Source organism: Leptospira gomenensis (assembly GCF_004770155.1).
Taxonomy (GTDB): Bacteria; Spirochaetota; Leptospiria; order Leptospirales; family Leptospiraceae; genus Leptospira; species Leptospira gomenensis.
In genome coordinates this window covers 209,710-232,936 of record NZ_RQFA01000066.1, presented here as the reverse complement: position 1 = coordinate 232,936, position 23,227 = coordinate 209,710, and the positions used below count along the sequence as shown (strand labels likewise).

Sequence of the window (23,227 nt, the reverse complement as noted above, 5' to 3'; positions counted from 1 at the left end):
TCAGCCTCCTTTTCGCGTCCAAATTTTACGGATCGAGGAAGCGGTCGGGAAATCTTTCGTTTTACCGGCCGCTTCGTTTAACAACGAATACGATAATTGGACCGCCTGAGGAACGGTAAATTTCCTGGATAGATAAAAGGCAAGGATTCCCGCCAAAAGATCCCCCGTGCCCATGACCGCGAGTTTGGGTTCGGGGCGATTCCAAACGTAGATTTTTTCGTCCGAACATATTAAAAAAGAAGAATGTCTTTTCCAGAGTATGTTGCCTCCGAATGTCCGGACGTATTCCTTACAAAGGGAAAGACCGTTTTCGACGGATGTTATTTTAGAATTCACTAATATTTCCAATTCCCCCGTATGCGGTGTGAAAAGCGTTCTATCGTTCAGTCTGATTTCCTTGTAAGCCGGGATGGCGCCCGCGTCCAGGATCGTATGTTTGTCCGGAGAAAGATTCAATATCGGACATTCCTCCGTTTTTAATCCCGGACCGAGAAGAACGGTCGAAACCTTCCGGGGAAACGGCAGGGACAGAAGATCCGTATTCGGGGGGATCGGTCCTACCATCAACGAGGGATCCTTCTTCAGAACCTGTACGACCGTATTTTCGGAAGGGGTAAGCAGCTGGGAAATTCCGCCGCCTAACGAATGAAAGGCGAGAAGAGAGGATACGGCCGCGCCGGACATTCCTTCCGATCCTCCGACAAGAAGAAGGGAACCGTTCTCGTATTTATGGGAATCCCGCTTCCGGATCGTAGTATGTTGCAGGATCCTTCTCGGAATCCGTTTCCATAAAAACTTATCCGCCGGTTTTCCGATTATCGCCGCGGTCGAACCACCGATCGGAAAGCCGATCCTGTGAAAGGAGGTTTTTACCGTTCCGGGAACGAAAACGTTCCTCCATTTTCTAGTTCCGATTTCGGCTAACGCGTTCGCGGGGATCGGGGGAGAGGATTTTTCCGCAAAGCCGGTGATCGTATCCAGGCTTAATACGAATACGTTCTTTCCGTGCAGGGAACACAAAGAGTTGATTTCGTTCGCCGCCTTCGAGTAGTCCTCTTCCAGGGGAGGGCGAAAACCGGTCCCTAAAAGGGCGTCCACCAAGAACACGGTTCCTTTTCGGACGTCGGAGGAATACGTTTCCAGCGGAGAAATTTCTCCTCCCGCCTTTAAAAACAGATTTTTATAATATTCGGAATCGGCGGATTGGCGTCCCGTTTTGAGATAAACCTCGGGAAGTTTTCCTTCTTGTGCCAGAAAAAAAGCCAGGGCCAAACCGTCTCCTCCGTTGTTACCGCTACCGCAGAGGATTTGGATTCTGTCGTAAGAGAGGATTTTTTTGCGGTAGGAGCGGTAGATCGAAAGGGCGGCGAAACCCATCAAATGGGAGCCGGAGATGCCGAACGTTTCTATCGTTTTTCCGTCCAGATCTCTGCTTTCCGAATCATAAAACAGGGATTCTGAATATTCGGAAAACTTTATTTCCATTTATGGATTTCCAGATAACCGGATTTGATCCTCGCGGAGTAGATCTCGTCGCTTGCGTCCATCCAGGTTTCCCTCCATAAACCCCGCGGAGGAAGATAGTTGAGTCGAATATTGTTCACGTGATTGCCTTCGTCGTCGTGAACTTGGAGACGGATGGAACTTTCCTCTTCGGTTTCGGTTTCCCAGATGAAAAAATTATTGTCCTTCAAAATCCAATACAAGGATTCGGAAGGGTCCTGAACGTCCTTCAAAGACGTCACGTTTTTGGTTTCGAGTTCGTATTTCAGGATTTTGCGCGATTTGAATCGGGAATTTTTCTTATCAAAAAGACTGAAGGACGCGACCACGTATTTCCCTTCGGAATGCGGGAGAATCGTTTCCAGACGGGTCTGAACGTTTTCCGAATCGACCACGACCGATTGAAAGTCGGAAGCTCCAATCGAACGTATCAAAATTCCTTTGTCGTAGACGGAAAGTTTCATTTCTCCGTTCGATTTGTGAAAGACGAACAACAGATCGTCGTCTCCGGTTTCGATTCTTTCTATATAACCGAACGGAGTCGTTCCGGAAATTCCTTCCACGTTGATCGTATTCAGAAGTTTACCGGCGTCGGAAAAATGAAGGATGGAAGAGGGAATTGCGTCCTTTATCTCCGTGTCGAAGGAGCCGCTTTTTTTCAGGAATATATCCTCCGCGTTCGGATCGCTTTTGGGTTGCTCTTCCTTGCCGATTCTGGATTGAACGTAGATCTCTTCGTCCGAGTTGACCGCGACCAAACCGATCCTGCCGAACTTGGCCGGGATCAGTTTGTATTTATCGTTCGGTTTTTCTTTGAGAGTTCCCAAGATGAATTTGATTTCACCGTCCGCGGAAAAAACCTTCAACAGGGATTGTTCGAAATCGGGGACGTAGATTTTTCCCGAAACGATCGGAAGAGTTTGCGGAAGATTGGTCGGAACTCCGTTCAACACTTTCGCTTGAAGATCGGTGAGGGTGTTCCCCAGTTTGATTCTTCCGTAAAGATAGGAATTGTAATTATCGACCTTGAATCGAGTACAACCCGATACGAGCAGAATGAAAAGGACACATCCGATCGTGAGGATTCGAAACGTGCGGTTGCGTACGGTAAACGGAGCGTCGGATTTGAGATTTCCCATGAAAACCTGATTGGAGTGAGAATGTAACGATACCATTCCAAGTATCGCTTGGAAAACAAGCAATAATCCTGCCTTTTCCGAAGGCTCGGGAATCTACGGGTTTTTTTACTTTACACGGTAGCTAAATTTGAATAGTTTGATTAGGATATCAGGAAAAATTCATTCATTTTTGAGTTTTCTCTCTAAGGCCGGGGTTTGACAGTAAACAGGGAAGAAATCAGTAGTATTCTGGATGGCGTCCTGTTTTTGCCTGTTAAGCTGTACTCATTAAAGGTCAACCAAAGGCCTAACCACTCGTTGATCGAGATCGTCTTGGACAATCTTGAACATCCGTATGGTTCAGTCAGCCTTCTGGAATGTGAGCAAGTTTCCAGAAAACTGAAAGAAGAGTTAGATCGGATCTCACCGGATCTGGATTATACTCTGAAAGTTTCCTCCGCCGGTGCGGAACGGAAACTCGACCTTCCGGGGGACCTGGATCGTTTCCGGGGCATACCGGTTCGTCTGATTTTTCTTTCCGAAAAATCGGACCACCCTCGGGAAGGAATTTTTAGAATCGTGAATCGGGAAGGGGATCAGGTCTTTCTGGAAAACTTCCAGAAAGGAAAAAAATCTGCCGGAAAAAAGCAGACGACTCTGAACCTCAAGGATATACTGAAAGGGAATCTCTACGTAAGTATTTGATATGGCAGTTAAGAAGACACAATCGGAAGGAAATCTGTTGGAGGCGATCCAACAATTTTGTGCGGACAAGTCCCTGGATCGGGAAGCCGTTATGGGAGTCATTCGTGATTCTCTGATCACCGCCTATAAAAAAAAATCCGGACTGGAAGGTTTGGAAGAATCCGAAGAGTCAGGCGAACCTTCCCCCGTTACGGTTGAATTCGCTTCCGGCAAAGACAGCGTGGTCATCGCCATCGCGAAAAAAGTGGTGGAGGGAAGCCCTTCTTCCGCACTCGAAATCAATTTAGAAGATGCGAAAGCGATCGACGCTTCCGCGGAAGTCGGCTCGGTCGTTTCCTTCCGCGAAAAACCCGTGGAACTTTCCCGCATCATTTCCAGCCAAGCCAAACAAATGGTCTTTCAAAGACTAAAAGATATGGAGAAAGAACTTCTCTATAACGAGTATAAGGCGAAGGAAGGAGAACTCACGCACGGTTATTTCCAAAGATGGAAAAAAGACGCGATGAGCATCGACCTCGGTAAGGTGGAAGGTATCATGCCTCGCCGAGAGCAAAATCCGGGTGAAAAATATCACAGCGGGGATCGATTAAAAGCAATCATTCAAAGAGTGGAACTTCGTCCGAGAGAACCGATCCCAGTGATCACTCTCTCCAGAGCTTCCGCGGATTTCGTTCGTAAATTGTTCGAAATGGAAATTCCTGAAATTTACGACGGACTTGTGGAAATCATCAACGTGGCCAGACAACCTTCTATTCGCACCAAAGTAGTGGTGCGCGCGACCCGAGGCGACATCGATCCGGTGGGCGCTTGCGTCGGTATGAAAGGGGTTCGGATCCAATCCATCGTCCGGGAACTCGGCAACGAGAGAATCGACATCGTGGAAGCCTCCGACGACCCTTCCGAATTTATCGCAAACGCAATTTCTCCCGCAAAACCGGTGGAAGTGAAAGTGGACGGTTCCGGAAGGGAAGCGATGGTGGTCGTTCCCGACGATCAACTTTCACTGGCGATCGGAATCAACGGATCCAACGTAAAATTGGCTTCTCAGTTGGCCGGATACAAAATCGACATCAAAACGGTGGCTCAATACAACGCAGAATTGGCTTCTCCGGAGGCGAGAGAAAGGTTGGAACGACTTTTTTATACTCCCGTAGAAGAAACCAAAATCCAAGATGAGTCGGAAGAAGAGGAAGAAGGTTTGACTCCTCTCGAAGATCTTCCCGGACTTTCAGCCCGTATCGTCGGGATTTTGAAGAGCGAGGGAATCAAGGATTTGGAAACCCTGATCGAATACAGCCAAGACGATCTGGCAAAACTACAAGGAATCGGACATACGACCGCCGGACAGATTCTGAAACTTTTACGGGAATCTGTGGAATGGGTGGAGGACAACTGAGAAACCCTTCGGGGAAATTCTCAGTCCGGAGCCTTATGAACTCCGGAAGACCAGGGTATTAATTATGGAAGATAAGAATAAGACGATCAAGGAAACGCTTCAGGGCGCAGCGGACGCGGGAAAACGCAAGAAGCTGATTATCAAAAAAAAGGGAGAGGAAACTCAGTCTCCTTCCCCTTCTGCGACTCCCAAAAAAGAAGCTGCCGCGGAATCGACTCCGGTAAAACCTTCTCACCCATTGCCGCCGAGAGGGGATTCGGGGGCTTCGCCGATCGTTCGTCCGGCTCCTTCTTCTACGAGGGAGGTCAGAAATGAAGAACCGGTTCGCAGACCGGATTCCGGTTCTCAAGGTGGTCCCGCAAGGCCGACTCGGGATCCACAAGGACAAGGTGGAGATTCTTCCTATCCGCCGTCTCGTTCTCCGTTTCAAAAAGAAGATTCTAGCATCATCGTTTCTCGACCGATTTCCAGACCTCCCGCCCGTCCTACGACGACCGGCCAAGGCGGCGGCGGTTACCAAGGCAATCGCGGACCGGGACAAGGCGGCGGTTACCAAGGGAATCGTGGACCGGGACAAGGTGGCGGTTACCAAGGCAATCGCGGACCGGGTCAGGGTGGCGGCTACCAAGGCAATCGTGGACCGGGACAAGGCGGCGGCTACCAAGGCAATCGCGGACCGGGACAAGGTGGCGGTTACCAAGGCAATCGTGGACCGGGACAAAGTGGACCGGGGAATCGTTTCGGAGGAAGCGGCCCAGGAAATCGCTCCGGAGGACCGGGCAGTCGCCCGATGCCGATTACTTCTGCAGAAGTGGAACTTTCTCAAGCAAGAGGAGCCGCCGGAGGAAGTAAAAAGAAAGGCCACGATAAGGAAAAAACCACTTCGGACAAGAGGGATTTTTCCGGCGCGGAGAACACGAAATTCTTTAAACAGAGATTCAAAAAAACGAAGGTCGCCGGAGTTTCCGGGATTTCGGTTCCGAAAGAAATTACAGTATTAGAAAACGTGCAAGTTGGCGAACTCGCCAAAAAGATGAACCTCAAACCGGGGGACGTGATCGGGAAACTCATGAAAATGGGAATGATGGTCACGATCAACAATATCATCGACGCGGAAACGGCCGCCCTTCTTGCGGACGAATACGGTTGTAAGGTGAAAGTGGTTTCTTTGTATGAGGAAACGATCATCGAGGAAGAAAAAGATAGTCCCGACGATTATATCACCCGCCCTCCTGTCGTTACCATCATGGGTCACGTCGATCACGGTAAAACGAAACTTTTGGATACGATTCGCAGAAGTTCCGTAATCGATACGGAATCCGGCGGAATCACGCAGCATATCGGTGCGTATCAGGTCAAAACCGCGCGCGGTTTGATCACGTTCCTCGATACTCCGGGTCACGAAGCATTTACCTCGATGAGGGCCAGAGGAGCGAAAGTTACCGACATCGTAATTCTCGTGGTTGCGGCCGACGACGGGGTGATGCCTCAAACTTTGGAAGCGATCAGTCACGCCAAAGCCGCAGAGGTTCCGATCATCGTAGCTATCAATAAAATCGATCTTCCGGCCGCCAATCCGGATAAGATCATGCAGGAACTTGCCAACCACGGTCTTCAATCGGAAGAATGGGGCGGGCAAACCATGTATGCCAAAATTTCCGCTCGGGAAAACATAGGCATCGATAAACTTTTGGAACTGATACTTCTGCAAGCGGAAGTGATGGATCTCAAATCCAATCCGAAGCGGAGAGCGAAAGGAACCATCATCGAAGCCAAACTCGATCCGGGCCGCGGATCGGTCGCCACGGTTCTTATCCAAAACGGAACCCTTCGTGTGGGAGATCCGTTTGTGGCGGGGATTTTTTCCGGTAGAGTCCGGGCGATGTACAACGATTTAGGACATCTCATCGAAGAAGCGGGACCGGCTTTCCCGGCTCAGGTTACCGGTTTGGACGGAGTTCCCGACGCGGGTGCTCCGTTTGACGCGATGGCCGATGAAAAAGAAGCCAGAAATATTTCCCAACATAGGATCGAATTCGAACGAATCGGAAACGCGGGCGCAGCAGCGGGCACCGCTTCCAAAGTGACCTTGGAAAACATGAACGAGTTCATCAAACAAGGGGCTTTGAAGGAACTCAAGGTGATCATCAAAGCGGACGTTCGCGGTTCGGCGGAAGCGATCAAGGAATCCTTGGAAAAACTTTCCACTTCGGAAGTGAAGCTGAACGTAATCCAATCCGGCGCGGGCGCCATCGTAGATATGGACGTTATGCTCGCTTCGGCTTCGAACGCGCTCATCATCGGATTTCACGTTCGTGCGAATCCGAAAACGATCGCTCTCGCTGAAAAAGAACAGGTTCAGATCAAGTATTACAACATTATCTATCAGGTTGTGGACGAGATCAAACTCGCGATGGAAGGACTTCTCGAACCGGAAAAAATCGAGGAAGTCATCGGAGCCGCAGAAATTCGAGAGATATTCAAGGTTTCGAAAATCGGAAATATCGCCGGTTGTATGGTTACTTCCGGAAAAATCCAGAAGTCCGCCAATGTTCGTGTAATCAGCGACGGGGTGATCAAGTTCGACGGAAAACTCAAGTCTCTCAAACGAGTGAAAGACGACGTCAACGACGTGGTTTCCGGATTCGAATGTGGTATTCAGATCGACGGTTACAACGAATTTAAGATCGGGGATATCATCGAAGCCTACAACGTGACCGTGATCAAACGTAAACTTGAGTAGGATGTCCGTTTCGTGAATCCGATCCGAAGAAGAAAGATCGAAGCGGAAGCAGTTCGGACCGTGGCGATGATGATTCTTTCCGGGAAGGTAAAGGATCCGAGGGTCCATATGGTTTCCGTTCATCGAGCGGAAATCTCGGATGACGGAAAGAATATGCGTGTCTACGTGACGGCGATCTGCACCGATAAAAAAAAGATAAAAGTGTTGTCCGGACTCAACAGCGCTTCGGGTTTGTTTCAAACCACGCTTTCCGGAAAGTTAGGACTTAGAATCACACCAAGAATGCAATTTCTCTGGGACGAGGAATACATTCAGAGTTTGGATGAATCGCTTCGACTTACAAGAAAACCCACATCCAAGGAATGAGTCCGGATTTCTCCTCATTCACAAACCGGAAGGAATGACCTCTTCGGATCTTGTGGTCAAGGCGAGAAAAAAACTCGGACTCAAAAAAGTAGGACATACGGGCACTTTGGACCGCGCGGCGAGCGGACTTATGATTTTGCCCATCGGTAGTTGTACCAGTTTTTCCAGCGTGTTTTTGGAAAAAGAAAAATCCTACGAGGCTTGGATTAAACCGGGAGAATCCACCGATTCCGGAGACAAGGAAGGAGAAATCTTAGAATCCCTTTCTCAAGAGGAGACGATACGTTGGTTCGAGGAAAATCGGGAACAACTTCGGGAATTGTTTTTGGAAGTTCCTACCTGGGAAACGCAGGAAGCTCCCGAAATTTCCGCGCTCAAAGTCAACGGAAAACGAAGATCGGATCTGTTTCGGGAAGGAGTGGCGCTGGTTCCTGCGGTTCGAAAAATCAAAATCTATCAGTACGAACTCGGCGCATTCACTCCACAATCGATCTTTTTTAAGATCCGGGTTTCCGCGGGAACCTACATCCGAAAGATCGCGACGGATATTTCGGAACGGGCGGGTTTCCCCATGCGTCTCGAACGTCTGGTGCGCACGAGCATCGGCAGGTTGAATCTGAGCCAAGCCGATTCGTACGAAAATCTTCTGGAAGGAAAGGTAACGATTCATTCTCCGGAATCGATCTTAGAATTTCCGACCGTGGAAATTCCGGGTACCGAGGTCCGTAACGTTTTGAACGGTAGAAAGACGAAACTCGAATGGATCCCCGGTACGGAATTTTTACTCGTTTCTCCGGAAGGAGAAATTCTGGCTTGGTGCAAAAAGGACGATCACGCCATTCATGAACTGGATTATAAATATTTACGAGTGTTTCCTAAAAATTAGCTTTAAAGGGGGACCTATCGCCTGAAAAATGGTAAAAGGTATATTCACGATATGATAGCTACTGAACGGAAAAAACAAATTATCAGTAATTTTGCCCGCAAAGCGGGTGATACAGGTTCCACAGAGGTGCAAATCGCTCTGATCGACGCCCGCATCAAAGAACTCAACGAACACTTCAAATCTCATAAAAAAGATTTTCATTCTAAGACCGGTCTTTTAAGACTCGTGAGCAAAAGAAAAAAACTTCTGGATTATCTCAAAAGAACCGAACTGGATCGTTACAAAAAGCTGATCGAAACACTCGGACTTCGTAAGTAAGCTCCATGGCACATACCATCTCCGGCCAATACGGCCGCGACTCCATCGTTTTAGAAACGGGAAACTGGGCGAAACAAGCGCACGGGGCCGTAGTTTATAAATCGGGAAATCTCGTTTTACTTGCCACGGTTTGCGCGGCCGACGATGCAAAGGAAGGTCAGGATTTTTTTCCTCTGACCTGCGAATATACCGAAAAATTGTATTCGGTCGGTCGTTTTCCCGGCGGTTATTTCAAACGGGAAGCCAAACCTCCCGAGCATGAAATTCTCATTTCCAGAATCATCGACAGGCCGATTCGTCCTTTGTTTCCGGAAGGATATTTCTGCGAGGTGCAACTCCAGGTGCAGGTTCTTTCCGCGGACGGAGACGTTTCCGTAGCCGGTCACGCTCTCAACGCAGCGAGCGCCGCATTAGCGGTTTCTGATATTCCATTTAACGGTCCGATTGCCGGTGCGAGAATCGGTAGAATCAACGGAGAGTTGATCCTCAATCCTACCACGAAAGAAATCGTAAATTCCGATTTGGATCTTGTGGTTGCCGGAACCAAAACCCATATCGTAATGATCGAAGGCGAGGCGAAAGAACTGAGTAACGAGGAAATGCTCGCAGCTCTTCGTTTTGCGCAGAAACATATCGCCGAATTCGTAACACTCCAGGAAGAATACGCCAAAAAAATCGGAGTGGTCAAACGCGAGGTAAAACTCAAAGTTCGCGACGCAGAGCTTCTTGCAAAGGTCAAGGAATATGCGTTCGGCAAATTGACCGCCGCCAATCAAACTCCGGACAAAACGTCCCGGAACAAGGAAATTTCCGCCGTAAACAAGGAAGTCGTGGAATTCTTCAAACAAACGGTCGAAGAATCCGACAAGATCAAGGACATCAAATCCTATCTCCACGAGTTGGAATATGAAATCGTTCGGGAACAGGTGTTGCACCAAGGGGTTCGTTTTGACGGTAGAAAGTTGGACGAAATTCGACCGATTTCCGTGGAAGTGAATCCTCTTCCGGGTCCGCACGGTTCGTCCGTATTTACGAGAGGGCAGACCCAGTCTTTGGGAGTCGTCACACTGGGAACGGGTTCCGACAACCAAAGATACGAAACCTTGGAAGGACAAAAAGAAAAGTCCTTTATGTTGCATTATAACTTTCCCGCTTTTTCCGTAGGCGAGGTTCGTCGTTCTTCCGGTCCGGGACGCAGAGAAATCGGTCACGGGAATTTGGCGGAACGCGCGCTCAAACTTGTCCTTCCTAAACCGGATGAATTCCCCTACGTGATTCGTGTGGTTTCCGAAATCTTAGAATCCAACGGTTCCAGTTCCATGGCTTCGGTTTGTTCCGGTTCTCTCGCGCTGATGGCGGCGGGGGTTCCGATCAAAGGTTCCGTTTCCGGAATCGCGATGGGGCTTTTTTCGGATGCTTCCGGAAAATACGCCGTGTTGTCCGATATCGCCGGTTTGGAAGACCATTTCGGGGACATGGACTGTAAAATCGCGGGAACCAGAAAAGGAATCACCGCGTTTCAGATGGATTTAAAAGTCACCGGAGTCAGCTTCGACGTTTTGGAAAGCGTTTTCGAACAGGCACAACGCGGAAGATTTCATATACTTGATATCATGGAAAAACATATTTCCAAAGCGTCCGCTACGTTAGCCGGAACGGCTCCTCGGGTCATCGTAAGAAATATTCCGAAGGATCGTATCGGGGAACTGATCGGACCGGGCGGTAAAAACGTCCGCGGGATCAGCGAGTTGACCGGTGCGGAACTCTATATCGAAGACGACGGAAGAGTGACCATTTCCGGATCCAACCAAGAATCCGCGGAAAAAGCGGCGAAGATGGTGGACGGTTTTTTTACCGAAGTCGAAGTGGGAAAGATCTACGAAGGTAAGGTAAAACGGATCGCGGATTTCGGTGCGTTCGTCGAGATCCTTCCCGGAAAAGAGGGTCTTTGTCATATTTCCAAGATCGATTTCAAACGGGTGAACTCCGTGAAGGACATCGTAAAAGAAGGCGATATTATCCGCGTAAAAGTTTTGAACGTGGATAAAACCGGGAAGATCGACCTTTCCAGAAAAGACGCCCTCGAAGAAGAACAAGTCTAACGATTTTCAAACGCCCTTGGAGCAAGAACTTTCACAGATCGTTCATCGAAAGGTTCTGCCCGGGGGAATTACGGTTCTCTTTCAAAAGGCACCTCATACGGTCAGCGTGTCCGCCGGAGTTTTCGTCCGAGTCGGTTCGAGACACGAATCTTCAAAAAACGCCGGTTACTGTCATTTTTTAGAGCATATGCTCTTTAAGGATACGGCCAAACGTTCCGCCAAACAACAAGCCGAAGACATAGAACGGGTCGGCGGTTTTACCAACGCTGCCACATCCCGGGAATATACCTACTTTCACGTGACGGTTGCCGGCAAACATCTCGAGCTCGGTCTCGAATTGTTGTCCGAAATGATCTATGAGCCATTGCTCAAACAATCCGATATCGAAAACGAAGCCGGCGTGATTTTGGAGGAATTGCAGGGTTACGAGGATTCTCCCGAGGATTATATCCACGATTTTTATTATCAGAATTTTTTTCCCAATCATTCTCTGGGACGCGACATTATCGGAACGAGAGAATCGGTAAGCGGAGTGAATCATAAAAGATTATTAGAATTTTATGATACGTATTATCACACCGAAAACATGTTCCTCTCCCTATCGGGAAATTTCGAACCGGACGAGGTTTTTAAGGTTGCGGAGAAATTTTTCAATCGTCGGAGAATCCAAAAAAAGAAAGGTAATCTTTCTTCCCTTCCTAAAAAAAAATGGGGTTACTTTCCTAAAAAAAAGAAACTGGAACAGGTTTACTTTATTTTGGGCGGGGAAGGTTTCGCGAGGGAATTCCACAAAGCGTCTTTGGCGAGTTTGTTCACTCATATTCTCGGCGGAGGAACCTCTTCGCGTTTGTTTCAAAAGGTGAGGGAAGAAAAAGGTCTTTGTTATCAGATCACCGCGTATCCTTCCTCGTATGCGGATATCGGAATCAATAGCATCGTTTGTTCCACCTCCAAGGATAAATTCGTCACTTGTTTGGAAACGATCTCCGACGAGATCAAAGCCGTCCTGGATCGGGGAATCACGGAGAAGGAATTGTTCGATGCGCAGACCAATCACGAGGGAACACTCTCCATCAGCTACGAACAAACCGAATCTAGAATGAATACGATCGCTCTTATGGAATTGTATTACGGAAGAAATTATTCGTATGAGGAAAGGGTCAAAGAAATTTATTCCATCACCTTGAACGATTTGAACCGTTTCGCACGATCCGTATTCGGAATTCCGAAACTTCATCTTTCCGCCCTCGGTAATCTCGGGCTTAAGGAAGAAAAAGCGATTCAGAGAATTTTTTCCGTTTAGTTCGTCCGTGCAACCGTATCCGAAAAATCACGTGGTCGGAATCGTTTCCTTCGAACAAAACATCCAGGATTCGTTTGCGAGAAGATTGATGCGGAAGTCGGTCTGCGGATAAAACGATACAAATTTCCGCCGATTTGCCTCGATAAAATCGTACCGCAGTAGAGGATCCGATCCTGGCATGCGATTGGCTTAAAAATCGAAGTTGGTAATCACATTATCTTTTTCAGACATGATCGCGACTCGCACATTCGAAGAAGTCGGGGAGAATCCGAAGGTGAGAACGATGTTTCGTCCCGATTACGTTCTAAGTTTTTTTCGCAGTAGAAATTGGAGACGTGGGAACTCTCACACTTTGAATCGATACAATCCTCGGTAGGACGTGAATCCATCCTACTCGAATTCGACGCCGAAGAACTCGAAAAAGGTTCGCAGATCTCTACGGGCGACGGCCCTTGATCCGTAAGGCCTTAAGGACGACCCGTAGGACGGATCTAAAAAAGACGGGCTAGTTCTGTTTGGTTTCTCCCGAATCCGAAGAAACCATCAGAACATCCGAATCCACAACTTCGAACCGATCTCCCGTAATTTTTCTCAACTGATGAAGGTCGTCGTTGTTCCATCTTTCATCGGGAGATCCGGATAAAAACCAATTCGCTCCGTTGTCCGCAAGGATCATTCCGTATTTTTTCAAAGCACGCAAAATCACCTGGTTTTTTTCGCTGAATCCCTCTATTTTAAAATCCGCCTTGAGACGAAACCGAGCTCCCATCGGAGGCACGTTCGGGTCCTTGATTTTGGAGGCGAAATGACGAGCGGGCCATACGAACGCTTTTTGCGTGCGCTTCGCGGTAAATCGGATGGCATGCGTAATTTCTCCGGCTTCGATCTCTTCGTATCGAACCAAACCCGGTAAAATCGGTAGACCGGCCGCGTCCGCGGAGGTCCAACCGCTCGGGCGAAGAAGATTGGAATTCAAATCGAAAATCGCCCCCGATCCGGCGGTCCAAGATTGTGTGTTCGTCCGGAAACGAGCATCGTATAGTTCATAAAGTTTACACGACGTTTCGGTGACGACCAAAACGTGTCTATCTCCGTCGCTCGTTTCTCCTCCTTCCACCGGTGCGTTAGGCGGAATCGGATAAGGACCGGGGTCGCTTTCTTCCACGTATTCGAACTTTACGGGATACGTTTTTCCCGTCGGAACTGATTTTTCGTCCGCGAGTAAAAAGGGAATTCCGATCGGTTTTCCTTCCCAGAGCCCGGAACCGAAGTCCGCCTTCAATTTTTCCTTGGTTCCTATACTTTGTACGTAGTTTTGAGAGCGCGGATGAACCGGCAATCGATCGACCGGAACGTTCCACACGTTGTTTTCCGGAAATAGTTTACAGTTTCCTAATTTCGGTTGGGAACCCAACGAAAGGACGAACAAGGTAGTCGTGATTCCTACGACGGCGATTCCCGTAATTCTTATCTGTTGCACGGGGCAATTTGTGATCTTTCTCGATCCAAGCGCAATCCCTTTTTCCCGACCGAATTCGTGATCCGTTCTTCCCGCGTTTTTTTAAGAGTTCCGTCCTCTTTTTTCGGAGATTAAATTCGGGGTTTTGGAAACATGGAATCCTCCTTCTTATGAAAATTTCCGTTAAAAAATTAAAACGAAATGCGGAACTTCCCGCGCTTCAAACCGCACATTCCGCCGGATACGACGTACACGCTTGTCTGGATTCGAATCTGACCTTAGAGCCGGGCAAGGTGGTTTTGGTTCCTACGGGACTTGCGTTTTCCATTCCTGCAGAATTTCATTTCGAGATCCGACCACGATCCGGTTTTTCCACGAAAAATCGGATTCTGATTCCCAATTCACCGGGGACCATCGACAGCGATTACCGGGGAGAATTGATGATTCCTCTTTTGAATTTGGGGGATTCTCCGTTCGTAGTCGAACACGGAATGAGGGTCGCGCAACTTTTGATCCGGAAAACCTGGTACGCGGAATGGAATCTCGTGGATGAGTTTCCGGACGAAACGGCGAGAGGGGCGGGCGGTTTCGGTTCCACCGGGATTTGAGCGATTCCTTCCTAAAATTGGTTTGCACAAGATCGATCCCTCTCGTTTTTAGATACTCTTTCCGCGGAACGGTCCGGCTACGACGGAGCGTCCCGAGGAAACGTTGTCGCAAACAGAAGGAGTGAAACATGATCGAACCGTATATGATTCGGAATCCGGAATTGGACCTCGTTTTGGAACGTGTGGTGGAGGTTTCCCCCGACCTGGTTTGGGAGGCTTGGACCAAACCGGAACATCTCGTTCACTGGTTCACTCCGAAACCTTGGCAGACCGTCCACTGCGAGATCGATCTTCGTCCCGGAGGAAAGTTTCATACGGTAATGCGTTCCCCGGAGGGCGAGGACTTCGACAATACGGGTTGTTATCTGGAAGTCGTTCCGAAACGTCGCCTGATTTGGACGGACGCGCTTCTTCCGGGGTTTCGTCCTTCTCCGGCTCGGCCCATGAACTCGATGGATTTTATCACGGCGATCCTTTCCTTCGAACCGCACGGAAACGGCGGAACCAAATATTCTGGAATCGCGATCCACGGAACCGACGCGGCCAGAAAACAACACGAGGCCATGGGTTTTTACGACGGTTGGGGAACCGCCTTGGATCAACTCGTCGAATACGCAAAAACGATACGCGTCTGAAAAATTAAGTCTCTTTTCTTTTTCCGTGCCCTTTCCGATAAAAAGAGCATGGAATCCAAAGAACAAAAGACAGCCTGGAATTTACAGAACGGTAAGAAAATTCTTCCGTATGTCCTTCTTTTTTCGGGAATTTTTCTGACTCTTTCCCTGGGTTCCTTCGATGCGGGAGAGGAAGGGATCCGGCACAATTTTTTCGGAAGACTGGGGTTTTATCTTTCCTACGGAATGTTCTTTTTGTTCGGAGCGGCTTCCTTTCTTCCGGGGTTGTTTGCGATCGGTCTCGGTTCTCTCCGTCTCGTAAAAGACGAGTTTGAATTGACCAACCGCCTTTTTTCTTTGCCGGTGTTTTTGTTTTGTTTCACCGTAACCCTTCAGATTACGGGACACGTTTCCACGATTCCGTTCGCTTCCCAAGGAGGGTTTACGGGACAACTCCTTTCCGCCGGTTTGGAATTCATCTTCGGTGCCACGGGCAAAATTCTCATTCACCTCGTGTTCTACTTTTACGGTCTCATCCTTTTGTTAAACGAATCTCCGTTGCATTTCCTCGGGAGAATGGTCGGCGTCGCCGGCGCCAAATACAAGGAAGGATTGCAGAGCGGGGTTTCCAAAAGTGGAGAGGGTTTGGGTGCACTTTTCCAATCCGCGGTGGAACGTTTTCAAAAACGGGAATCCGATCCTCCTTGGTTCTCCGCGCGTTCGACGGGAACACATTCTCCGGAGGCGATCTTCGAACAGATGCACGCCCCCCGGATGTACGGAAAACGGGAACCTTCCGAGTTGCAGAACGCGCTTCACAACACATTCGCAAAAGAGGGAAAACTTTCCGAGCTTCTTTCCAAAACCGATTCTCGTCCCTTGGTACGTTCCGAATCGGAAGGTTTTTCGTCGGTGCGATTTCAGAATCAAGGTGCGTTCCGCGGAAATTTCGAAGAGCAGGGTAGGGTGTTCCGTTTCGAATCCGTTTCCTCTTCGCTCGCGGAAAAAATCAAAGAGGAAAAAAAATTCCAGGAGACTACTTCCCGTTGGGAGATCCTGGATTTCAGAACGCCTCGTTCGGAAACTCGGTTTCGTATGAATGAAACTTCTTCGAAGGATGTTTCAACCGTTCGAAAGGAATCGTTTGCCGCGGATGCGACCGAAACCGAAACGGACGAGAAAAACGAATTCAATTTTTCTAATATAAATCGGTCCGTATCCGCGGATGAGGTAGGTTCGATTCGACGGAGCGCGTTAGACGAAACTGAGCTTAAATCCCGGACGGAAAAAAAGTTCCACGAATCGGAAATCGAACCCGAAGTGGAATCCGAAGATGTCTCGCAAGAGGAGGAAGCCGACGCGGGCCTTGTGGAAAGGGAAGAGATTTTTTCCGAGACGAAGGCCATCGTCCCCGAGCTCGTGTCCGAGATGTCGGATTCTTTTGCCGAAATAAAAGAACCGCGTTTGGAACCGATTCTGCCCTTTCCTCCGGTGACCCTCGTTCCCGAAGTGAGATCCAAACGTTCCATCTATCACGTTCCCCTCAAAAGTCTGAAAACGACCGCAACCAAAATCCAGGATCCTCTTTTTAAGATCGAGTCCGACAAGGTGGCGCGTAAGATCGAAGAGATCATCCGTCAGTACGGATACGAATCCCAAGTCGTTTCCATGGAACGCGGACCGATCATTACACGTTACGAGTTGACCCCGCCTCCCGGAGTCAAACTGGGAAGGATCACTTCTCTTGCGGACGAACTTCGTTTGTATCTCGCCGTGAAAAATATCCGGATCGTAGCGCCGATTCCTGGCAAATCCACCATCGGCATCGAGGTTCCGAACAGCCTGAGAGAGGACGTGTTTCTCGGAGACATTCTTCATCAGAACCTGAGTTTGCGTCCCAAAAAGGATCTTTCCATTCTGATCGGGAAAGATATTTCCGGTAAACTCGTCAGCATCGATCTCAACAAACTTCCGCACCTTCTGGTCGCGGGAACGACCGGTTCCGGTAAATCGGTATGTTTGAATTCCATGATCTCTTCCTTGGTGGTTCATCTTTCTCCGGAGGAAGTGCGTTTCATCATGATCGACCCTAAGATGGTAGAACTCACGTTATACGAGGACATTCCCCATCTTTTGATGCCGGTGATCACGGATCCGAAAAAGGCGACCCGCGCTTTGGCCTGGGCGATCCAGGAAATGGAAGCTCGTTATCATTCCGTTTCCAAACTCAAGTGCCGCGATTTCAAAACCTACAACGAAAAAGTGGAACAAGGGGCGCACCGGGAAGGATACAAAAAGATGCCGTATATCGTAATCTTCATCGACGAGCTCGCGGATCTGATGATGGTTTCCGGTAAAGATTTGGAGGACGCGATCACTCGGATCACGCAGAAGTCGAGAGCGGTGGGAATCCATCTTATCATGGCCACACAACGTCCTTCCGTGGACGTGATTACCGGTTTGATCAAGGCCAACTGCCCCGCCCGTATGGCCTTTCACGTGGCACAAAAGACGGATTCGAAAATCATTCTGGATCAGAACGGAGCGGAGTCTCTCCTCGGCAAAGGCGACTTTCTGTATAAATCTCCGACGGCGGCGGATTTGGTGAGGATTCAATCCCCGTATGTTTCCGAAGAGGAAATCGAAAGGATCGTGGAAGAGGCGCGCAAATTCGGAAAACCTTCCTACGTGGATTTCGATCTGGACGAGGAGCCGGAAAATACCGCGGTGGATGAGGAAGACGAAGAACTTTTCGAACAAGCCTGGGAAATCGTACGGACGGACCGTAAGGCTTCCGCGAGTTACCTGCAAAGAAGAATGAGGATCGGTTACAACAAGGCCGCCCGTTTGATGGAGTTGATGGAGGAACGAGGATACGTGAGTCCTCAGATCGGTTCGAAGGGAAGGGAGATTCTCCGCGCGGGTTGAAGAAAATTCCGCGTTTTCTCGTTCCGTACGAGAAGTCTTTGGTTCCGTTTTCGATTCTCGCGTTCGGATTCGAAATTGGGACGGGCGGGACATCCCACGTTTTCCCGTTTCGAAAATTCCGGAGGTTTCGTAAAAAAACGACCGCAATTTTCGAAAAAGAACGGATCGGTTTTCCTAAGAATTTTAGAAAGTGACAAGGTTCCCGATACGTCCGAAGCTAGTAAAAAAATCCCGGGAGATCCGGTTTTTCCCATGAAACAAACCATCATTCTTTCTTTTTGCAGTCTATTTATAATCGCGGAAAGTTCTTTGAGCGCGCAGCCGGCTCATAACTGGAATTCCCCTTCCGAAGTCGTCAAACAGGTGAAGAAAAAATTCAGCGAACTGAATTCCTACAAAGCCGATTTTCAGATCCAAACGGTTTCCAATAAGAAGAGCAAAAACATGAGAGGGGTCTGTCTTTACAAAAAAGGCGGACGAATCCGTTATCAATTCAACGATCCTTCCGGCGACGAAATCGTATCCGACGGAAAGACCTTATACATCTACATCGCCCGTCTCAACGCCGTCGGCAAACAGGATCTTACATTAAATAAATCGAATAAATCCGGTCCTATTTTTTCGAGTTTCACCGACGAAGGACTTTCCCGTATTTTCAGAAAGTATCACTATAAATTCGATTCGATCGAACAACCGCAAACCTCTTCCAAGGACGGAAAAAAATACTTCGTTCTCAATTTGGAACAACGCGAAAAAGTGGGCGGTTTCGAAACCATGCTTCTTTACGTGGACGCGCAAACCTACTTCATCCAAAAAGCGGTGGCCAGTGACGGAAGAGGAAAGGAAACGACGATCGAATTCTCCAATTTGGAAACCAATCCCGATTTGGAAGACGGTCAGTTCAATTTTCATATCAGCGGAAACGCAAAAATCGTAAACAACCCTCTTGTGTCGGAACAGTAACCGTTGAGTCCGGGAAGGAGCGAAACATTGAATCAGAAAAGAGTAGGACAGATTCTGCGCGAAGCGAGAGAAGAAAAAAAGCTGAGCGTCAAGGACGTCGCCAAGGAAACGAATATCTCTGTGAAATACATCCTCGCGTTGGAAACGGAGGATTATTCCCAGTTCCCGGGTGAAACGTTCACCATGGGTTTTTTGAAGAACTACGGCAGTTATCTCAAGTTGGACACGGGACAACTGATCAATCTTTATAGGGGAGAGAAGATTGAAGAATCGCAGGCTCCTCTCGAAGAACTGACCCGCCCGACTACTTCGTATTATACGAAGATCAACGTGGATAAGAATAAGATCCTCACGATCGCGTCGGTTCTGATCATCCTCATTTCCGGTTATCTGATCGTGGACAGTTTTACGGATTCCTCTTCCGGAGACGACGCGGTGGAAGAGTCCGGAAAAAAATTGGACATCCCCGAAAACATAGATTTTCTTTCCCGTTCGATTCCCGACAACCGAAGCGAATCCTTTATCCTCACCCCGGACAAGGGAGTCAGCTTTTCGGTGAGCAACCAACAGTGTAAGTTGTTCATCGATTCTGTGGAAAAAGGCGGGGCGCTCAATACGGCGGTTCTTGCGTTCAACGTCTATCCGGAATTGACCGTATACAAATTCCGTCTGAGCGAAGGACAGGAAAAAGTACTCAGTTACACCATTCCCGAAATCTCCAGTCTCAGAAGAAACGTTCGGATCATCGCGCAGGCGGTGACCGAAAATTCGGCGAAGGTTCTCGTAACGTTAAGCGAAGAGGAACAAAAACAGGAAAACAACAACGCGGTCGATAACACAAAGACGTTAGGCGACGTTCCCATCCAGGTCACTCTGTTCTTCAACAAGGCGAGTTACGCGGAATTCATCATCGACGGTCAGATGGGTTTTCGAGGTCTCGTACAAGCCGGGGAAAACAGAAGTCTCGAAGCCAAGGATCGTCTCGAATTGAAAGTGGGCGACGGCTCCGCGGTGGACATGATTCAAAACGGCAAACCCAAGATCACCCTCGGTCGCCCCGGTAAACTCGTGAAAAAGATCTTCGTAAAAACGCAGAATCCTTATGATAGCACTCAGTCCATCATCAAGGAGTTGGGAGAATAGTTTTTTTTGGAGAAGAAGTTCTACATCACTACGCTCGGTTGTCCTAAAAATACGGCGGACTCTATGAGCATGCACCATTCCCTTTTGGAAGAGGGGTTTACCCCGGCTTCTCTTCCCGAGGAATCGGACTTTCATTTTATCAATACCTGCACCTTTATCCAATCCGCAACGGAAGAAACGATCCAGACCATTCTTTCCGCGGCCCAGGTCAAAAAACAAAATCACCAAAAACTCGTGGTAGTCGGTTGTTTTGCGGAACGATACCCGGACAATATCAGCGCGGAAATTCCGGAAGTGGATCTTTTTTTTGGAACCGGAAAATACGATCAAGCGGGTAAAATCCTCCGCGAGAAATTTCCGGATCTTTCCCCTTCTAAAAAAGAATTCAACGAAGATATTCTGGAACGACTCAAACTTTCCTCCGGAATCGAAAACTATTCCAAACCGTACGCGTACGTCAAAGTTTCCGACGGTTGCAATCGGGGTTGTTCGTTTTGTATCATTCCTTCCTTTCGGGGTAAGTTCCGAGAATCTCCTGTGGAAAATATTCTCGCCGACGCGGACCGGGCCATTCGTGCGGGGGCGAAAGAAATCTGTCTCGTCTCTCAGGATACTGTGTATTACGGTAGGGATTCGGAAGTTCTTTTGGATATGGTCCGCAAAGTGGCCGATATCGATTCTCTGGAAATTCTAAGATTGTTGTATTTGTATCCCGATAAAAAAACGGAAAAGCTGATTCGACTCATGGGACAAACTCCGAAAATCGCTCCGTATCTCGAATCGCCATTACAACACGTTTCTTCCAAAATTCTGAAGAGTATGAATCGCGCCGGAGAAGGTTCGTATTTTAAGGATTTGTTTTCGCTCGCGAGGGAAGTCAAACCGGGACTAGAAATACGCACTTCGTTTATCATCGGTTATCCGGGCGAAGACGCGGACGACGTGGATCAAGTTTTGCGTTTTATCGAAGACACGAGACCCGAAAAAGTGAACCTATTCTCCTATTCACCGCAGGAAGGAACGACGGGAGCCGAATTAAAACAGACCGTTTCCGAAAAGGAAAAGTCCAAACGGATCAATCTGATTCGGGACGCACATCTTGCGATTTTGGAGGAAATCCACGAAGCCCGGATCGGTCAAACCTACGACGCGATCGTGGATTCGATCGAAGACGGACAAGCGGTCGTTCGTAGGTTGCAGGACGCTCCGGAAATGGACGAGGTTGTGTATGTGGACGACGTTTCCCTCCGGCCGGGTTGGATCGGCAGAGTGAGGATCGATTCCTTTTACGAATACGATATGAACGGAACTTGGGTTTCCCGATGAAGAAAATTATTTTCAATATTCCTAATATTCTTACGATGCTCCGCGTCGCCGCGGTTCCCTTTTTCGTATGGTTTCTGTTTCAAAAGGAATGGGAATACCATATCGCGGCTTTGGTTCTTTTTTCCGCGGCCTCGCTCACCGACTTGATCGACGGTTATCTGGCGAGAAAGTGGAATCAGGAAACCGAGTTCGGAAAATTTCTGGATCCTCTCGCGGACAAGATCATCGTCACCGGTTGTTTTATCACCTTTATCTTTTTGCAGGAACAGATCGAATTCTGGATGGTTTTTCTGATCATCGCCCGTGATATGCTCATCACGAGTTTGCGTTATCTGGCCATTCGTCAAGGTAAGTCGATCCGCACGACCATGCTCGGAAAAATCAAGACGGTGTTTCAGATGGGAGCCATCGTTCTGATTCTCATTTTTTTTATTTTGGTTTCGAGCAAGAAGAGGATTCTCATCAACGAAGCATACGCGCACGGTAAGGCGAGCGGTCTGACCGTGTTCGAGATCGCGACCGGAAACGCGGTCTACTTTTTCCAAAACCTAAACAAAAACACCGGAATCGGAGACGTTATCTTCGGTCTCGGAGCCTTTGTTCCGTATTGGGGAATGCTCGTTACTACGGCGATCACCGTGATATCCGGGATCCGTTATTTCGTTACCAACAAAGAGGTGTTGTACCCTTCCAATCTCAAAAGGATGTTTGAAAAAAATGGAACCAAGAGCGGCCGTTCTTAAACTCATCGATCGTAAACACCTGAGCGCGGAGGAGGCGGAATCCTTTTTGAGTCACGTCATGAAAGGGGAAGTTTCCGAAATCCTTCTGGCTTCCTTTTTGACTGCGATGCGTTCCAACGGAGAATCCGCGGATGAGGTTCTCGGTTGTACACTCGCGCTTCGTAAAAACGCTCTTCGACCCAAAACCGTATTTCCGTTTGATCTGCTCGATACCTGCGGAACGGGAGGGGACGGACAAGGAACCATCAATATCAGCACTCTTTCGGCGATCACCTTAGCCTCTCTTGGAATCAAGGTCGCCAAACACGGAAACAGGTCCGTTTCTTCTCATACGGGATCGAGCGATATTCTCACACGACTCGGTTACAAAACCGAACAAACTCAGGAAGAAGTGGAAGCGCATCTTTTGAACCGAGGATTCACCTTTCTCTTCGCTCCGATGTGGCACCCTTCCATGAAATACGCGGGTCCGGTTCGTAAGGAACTCGGATTTCGCACGGTGTTCAACATGATCGGTCCTCTTTCCAATCCGTTTTCTCCGCAATATCAAATCATCGGGGTTTATCAACCCGAGTTGATGGAATTGTTCATCAAGGTTTTGCAGGCCTTGGGTTTAAAACGGGCCTTGGTCTGTCATTCCCGGGACGGTCTGGACGAATTTTCCATCTTCCAAATCACCGATTATACCTTTTTGGAAAACGGGGTCATCGGACGTCGTTCGTTTGATCCGACCGTTTTAGGAATTTCCTCCTTAAAACGAGAGGAAGTGTACGCCGATTCCAGCGATCACGCGGAGGGGTTGGCGCGGAGGGTTCTGGGTTCCGAACCGATCGCCGGAACGCACGCGGTCGCCTTGAACGCGGGAGCGGGGCTTTTTGTGATGGGAAAGACGGCTTCGATCGAAGAAGGTTATAAAATCGCCTTAGAATCCTTGCTTTCCGGAAAAACAAAAAAGTATTTCGAAGATTTAATTTCCAAAGAGTAAACGGGAAAAATACTGGTT

General features: G+C 48.5%; 19 protein-coding genes. 16 read left to right on the top strand and 3 right to left on the bottom strand.

Annotated features, from left to right (window positions below; translation table 11 throughout):
- Entirely contained in the window at window positions 1–1,485 is a 1,485-nt protein-coding gene (locus tag EHQ17_RS15250; RefSeq protein WP_135590524.1) for a bifunctional ADP-dependent NAD(P)H-hydrate dehydratase/NAD(P)H-hydrate epimerase, read from the bottom strand.
- A complete protein-coding gene (locus tag EHQ17_RS15245) occupies window positions 1,476–2,642 on the bottom strand; it encodes an LIC_12708 family protein (RefSeq protein ID WP_135590674.1) in 1,167 nt (388 codons plus the stop codon). The genes EHQ17_RS15250 and EHQ17_RS15245 overlap by 10 nt, the downstream gene beginning before the upstream one ends.
- Window positions 2,643–2,837: 195 nt before the next feature.
- Between EHQ17_RS15245 and rimP the strand changes: the two genes are divergently transcribed.
- The 8 genes from rimP to EHQ17_RS15205 all read left to right on the top strand — a co-directional run bounded on the left by rimP (window position 2,838) and on the right by EHQ17_RS15205 (window position 12,440).
- A complete protein-coding gene (rimP, locus tag EHQ17_RS15240; protein ID WP_135736206.1) occupies window positions 2,838–3,326 on the top strand; it encodes a ribosome maturation factor RimP in 489 nt (162 codons plus the stop codon).
- Window position 3,327: 1 nt separating this feature from the next.
- Window positions 3,328–4,722, top strand: coding sequence for a transcription termination factor NusA (nusA, locus tag EHQ17_RS15235; RefSeq protein WP_135590526.1), 1,395 nt, complete (start codon window positions 3,328–3,330; stop codon window positions 4,720–4,722).
- 64 nt (window positions 4,723–4,786) lie between these two features.
- Window positions 4,787–7,465, top strand: a complete 2,679-nt coding sequence (gene infB / locus EHQ17_RS15230; RefSeq protein ID WP_135590527.1) for a translation initiation factor IF-2 — start codon at window positions 4,787–4,789, stop codon at window positions 7,463–7,465.
- Between the two features lie 12 nt (window positions 7,466–7,477).
- Window positions 7,478–7,831, top strand: coding sequence for a 30S ribosome-binding factor RbfA (rbfA, locus tag EHQ17_RS15225; RefSeq protein ID WP_135590528.1), 354 nt, complete (start codon window positions 7,478–7,480; stop codon window positions 7,829–7,831).
- Window positions 7,788–8,717: a tRNA pseudouridine(55) synthase TruB gene (truB, locus tag EHQ17_RS15220; RefSeq protein WP_135590529.1), complete on the top strand. Its 930-nt coding sequence runs from the start codon at window positions 7,788–7,790 to the stop codon at window positions 8,715–8,717. Before rbfA ends, truB begins: the two co-directional genes overlap by 44 nt.
- Before the next feature lie 51 nt (window positions 8,718–8,768).
- Window positions 8,769–9,035 carry a 30S ribosomal protein S15 gene (gene rpsO, locus EHQ17_RS15215; protein ID WP_135590530.1) on the top strand — a complete coding sequence of 89 codons (267 nt, stop codon included), beginning with the start codon at window positions 8,769–8,771 and terminating at the stop codon, window positions 9,033–9,035.
- Window positions 9,036–9,040: 5 nt separating this feature from the next.
- Window positions 9,041–11,137, top strand: coding sequence for a polyribonucleotide nucleotidyltransferase (gene pnp, locus EHQ17_RS15210; RefSeq protein WP_135590531.1), 2,097 nt, complete (start codon window positions 9,041–9,043; stop codon window positions 11,135–11,137).
- A 16-nt stretch (window positions 11,138–11,153) separates the two neighbouring features.
- A complete protein-coding gene (locus EHQ17_RS15205) occupies window positions 11,154–12,440 on the top strand; it encodes a M16 family metallopeptidase (protein ID WP_135590532.1) in 1,287 nt (428 codons plus the stop codon).
- A 505-nt stretch (window positions 12,441–12,945) separates the two neighbouring features.
- Here EHQ17_RS15205 and EHQ17_RS15200 read toward each other — a convergent pair.
- Window positions 12,946–13,911 carry a hypothetical protein gene (locus EHQ17_RS15200; RefSeq protein WP_167881108.1) on the bottom strand — a complete coding sequence of 322 codons (966 nt, stop codon included), beginning with the start codon at window positions 13,909–13,911 and terminating at the stop codon, window positions 12,946–12,948.
- A gap of 158 nt (window positions 13,912–14,069) precedes the next feature.
- Here EHQ17_RS15200 and dut point away from each other — a divergent pair, with 158 nt between their 5' ends.
- The 8 genes from dut to trpD all read left to right on the top strand — a co-directional run bounded on the left by dut (window position 14,070) and on the right by trpD (window position 23,209).
- Window positions 14,070–14,507, top strand: a complete 438-nt coding sequence (dut, locus tag EHQ17_RS15195; RefSeq protein WP_135590533.1) for a dUTP diphosphatase — start codon at window positions 14,070–14,072, stop codon at window positions 14,505–14,507.
- A gap of 128 nt (window positions 14,508–14,635) precedes the next feature.
- The gene (locus tag EHQ17_RS15190; RefSeq protein ID WP_135590534.1) at window positions 14,636–15,142 is read left to right on the top strand and encodes an SRPBCC family protein; all 507 of its coding nucleotides are present in this window, start codon (window positions 14,636–14,638) and stop codon (window positions 15,140–15,142) included.
- A gap of 48 nt (window positions 15,143–15,190) precedes the next feature.
- On the top strand, window positions 15,191–18,049 hold the full coding sequence (locus EHQ17_RS15185; protein WP_135590535.1) for a DNA translocase FtsK: 2,859 nt from the start codon (window positions 15,191–15,193) through the stop codon (window positions 18,047–18,049).
- A gap of 252 nt (window positions 18,050–18,301) precedes the next feature.
- A complete protein-coding gene (locus EHQ17_RS15180; RefSeq protein ID WP_246057573.1) occupies window positions 18,302–19,012 on the top strand; it encodes a LolA family protein in 711 nt (236 codons plus the stop codon).
- A 27-nt stretch (window positions 19,013–19,039) separates the two neighbouring features.
- Window positions 19,040–20,155, top strand: coding sequence for a helix-turn-helix domain-containing protein (locus EHQ17_RS15175; protein WP_135590536.1), 1,116 nt, complete (start codon window positions 19,040–19,042; stop codon window positions 20,153–20,155).
- A gap of 6 nt (window positions 20,156–20,161) precedes the next feature.
- The gene (rimO, locus tag EHQ17_RS15170) at window positions 20,162–21,481 is read left to right on the top strand and encodes a 30S ribosomal protein S12 methylthiotransferase RimO (RefSeq protein WP_135590537.1); all 1,320 of its coding nucleotides are present in this window, start codon (window positions 20,162–20,164) and stop codon (window positions 21,479–21,481) included.
- Entirely contained in the window at window positions 21,478–22,224 is a 747-nt protein-coding gene (pgsA, locus tag EHQ17_RS15165) for a CDP-diacylglycerol--glycerol-3-phosphate 3-phosphatidyltransferase (RefSeq protein WP_135590538.1), read from the top strand. Before rimO ends, pgsA begins: the two co-directional genes overlap by 4 nt.
- On the top strand, window positions 22,199–23,209 hold the full coding sequence (trpD, locus tag EHQ17_RS15160) for an anthranilate phosphoribosyltransferase (RefSeq protein ID WP_135590539.1): 1,011 nt from the start codon (window positions 22,199–22,201) through the stop codon (window positions 23,207–23,209). Before pgsA ends, trpD begins: the two co-directional genes overlap by 26 nt.
- Window positions 23,210–23,227: the final 18 nt, after the last annotated feature.

Excerpts from the sequence above, each read along its gene's own strand:
- infB (WP_135590527.1), top strand. The coding sequence starts at position 4,787 with ATGGAAGATAAGAATAAGACGATCAAGGAAACGCTTCAGGGCGCAGCG.
- nusA (WP_135590526.1), top strand. The coding sequence starts at position 3,328 with ATGGCAGTTAAGAAGACACAATCGGAAGGAAATCTGTTGGAGGCGATC.
- pnp (WP_135590531.1), top strand. The coding sequence starts at position 9,041 with ATGGCACATACCATCTCCGGCCAATACGGCCGCGACTCCATCGTTTTA.
- EHQ17_RS15190 (WP_135590534.1), top strand. The coding sequence starts at position 14,636 with ATGATCGAACCGTATATGATTCGGAATCCGGAATTGGACCTCGTTTTG.
- EHQ17_RS15245 (WP_135590674.1), bottom strand. The coding sequence starts at position 2,642 with ATGGGAAATCTCAAATCCGACGCTCCGTTTACCGTACGCAACCGCACG.
- dut (WP_135590533.1), top strand. The coding sequence starts at position 14,070 with ATGAAAATTTCCGTTAAAAAATTAAAACGAAATGCGGAACTTCCCGCG.
- trpD (WP_135590539.1), top strand. The coding sequence starts at position 22,199 with ATGGAACCAAGAGCGGCCGTTCTTAAACTCATCGATCGTAAACACCTG.
- EHQ17_RS15180 (WP_246057573.1), top strand. The coding sequence starts at position 18,302 with ATGAAACAAACCATCATTCTTTCTTTTTGCAGTCTATTTATAATCGCG.
- pgsA (WP_135590538.1), top strand. The coding sequence starts at position 21,478 with ATGAAGAAAATTATTTTCAATATTCCTAATATTCTTACGATGCTCCGC.
- truB (WP_135590529.1), top strand. The coding sequence starts at position 7,788 with ATGAATCGCTTCGACTTACAAGAAAACCCACATCCAAGGAATGAGTCC.
- EHQ17_RS15185 (WP_135590535.1), top strand. The coding sequence starts at position 15,191 with ATGGAATCCAAAGAACAAAAGACAGCCTGGAATTTACAGAACGGTAAG.
- rpsO (WP_135590530.1), top strand. The coding sequence starts at position 8,769 with ATGATAGCTACTGAACGGAAAAAACAAATTATCAGTAATTTTGCCCGC.
- EHQ17_RS15250 (WP_135590524.1), bottom strand. The coding sequence starts at position 1,485 with ATGGAAATAAAGTTTTCCGAATATTCAGAATCCCTGTTTTATGATTCG.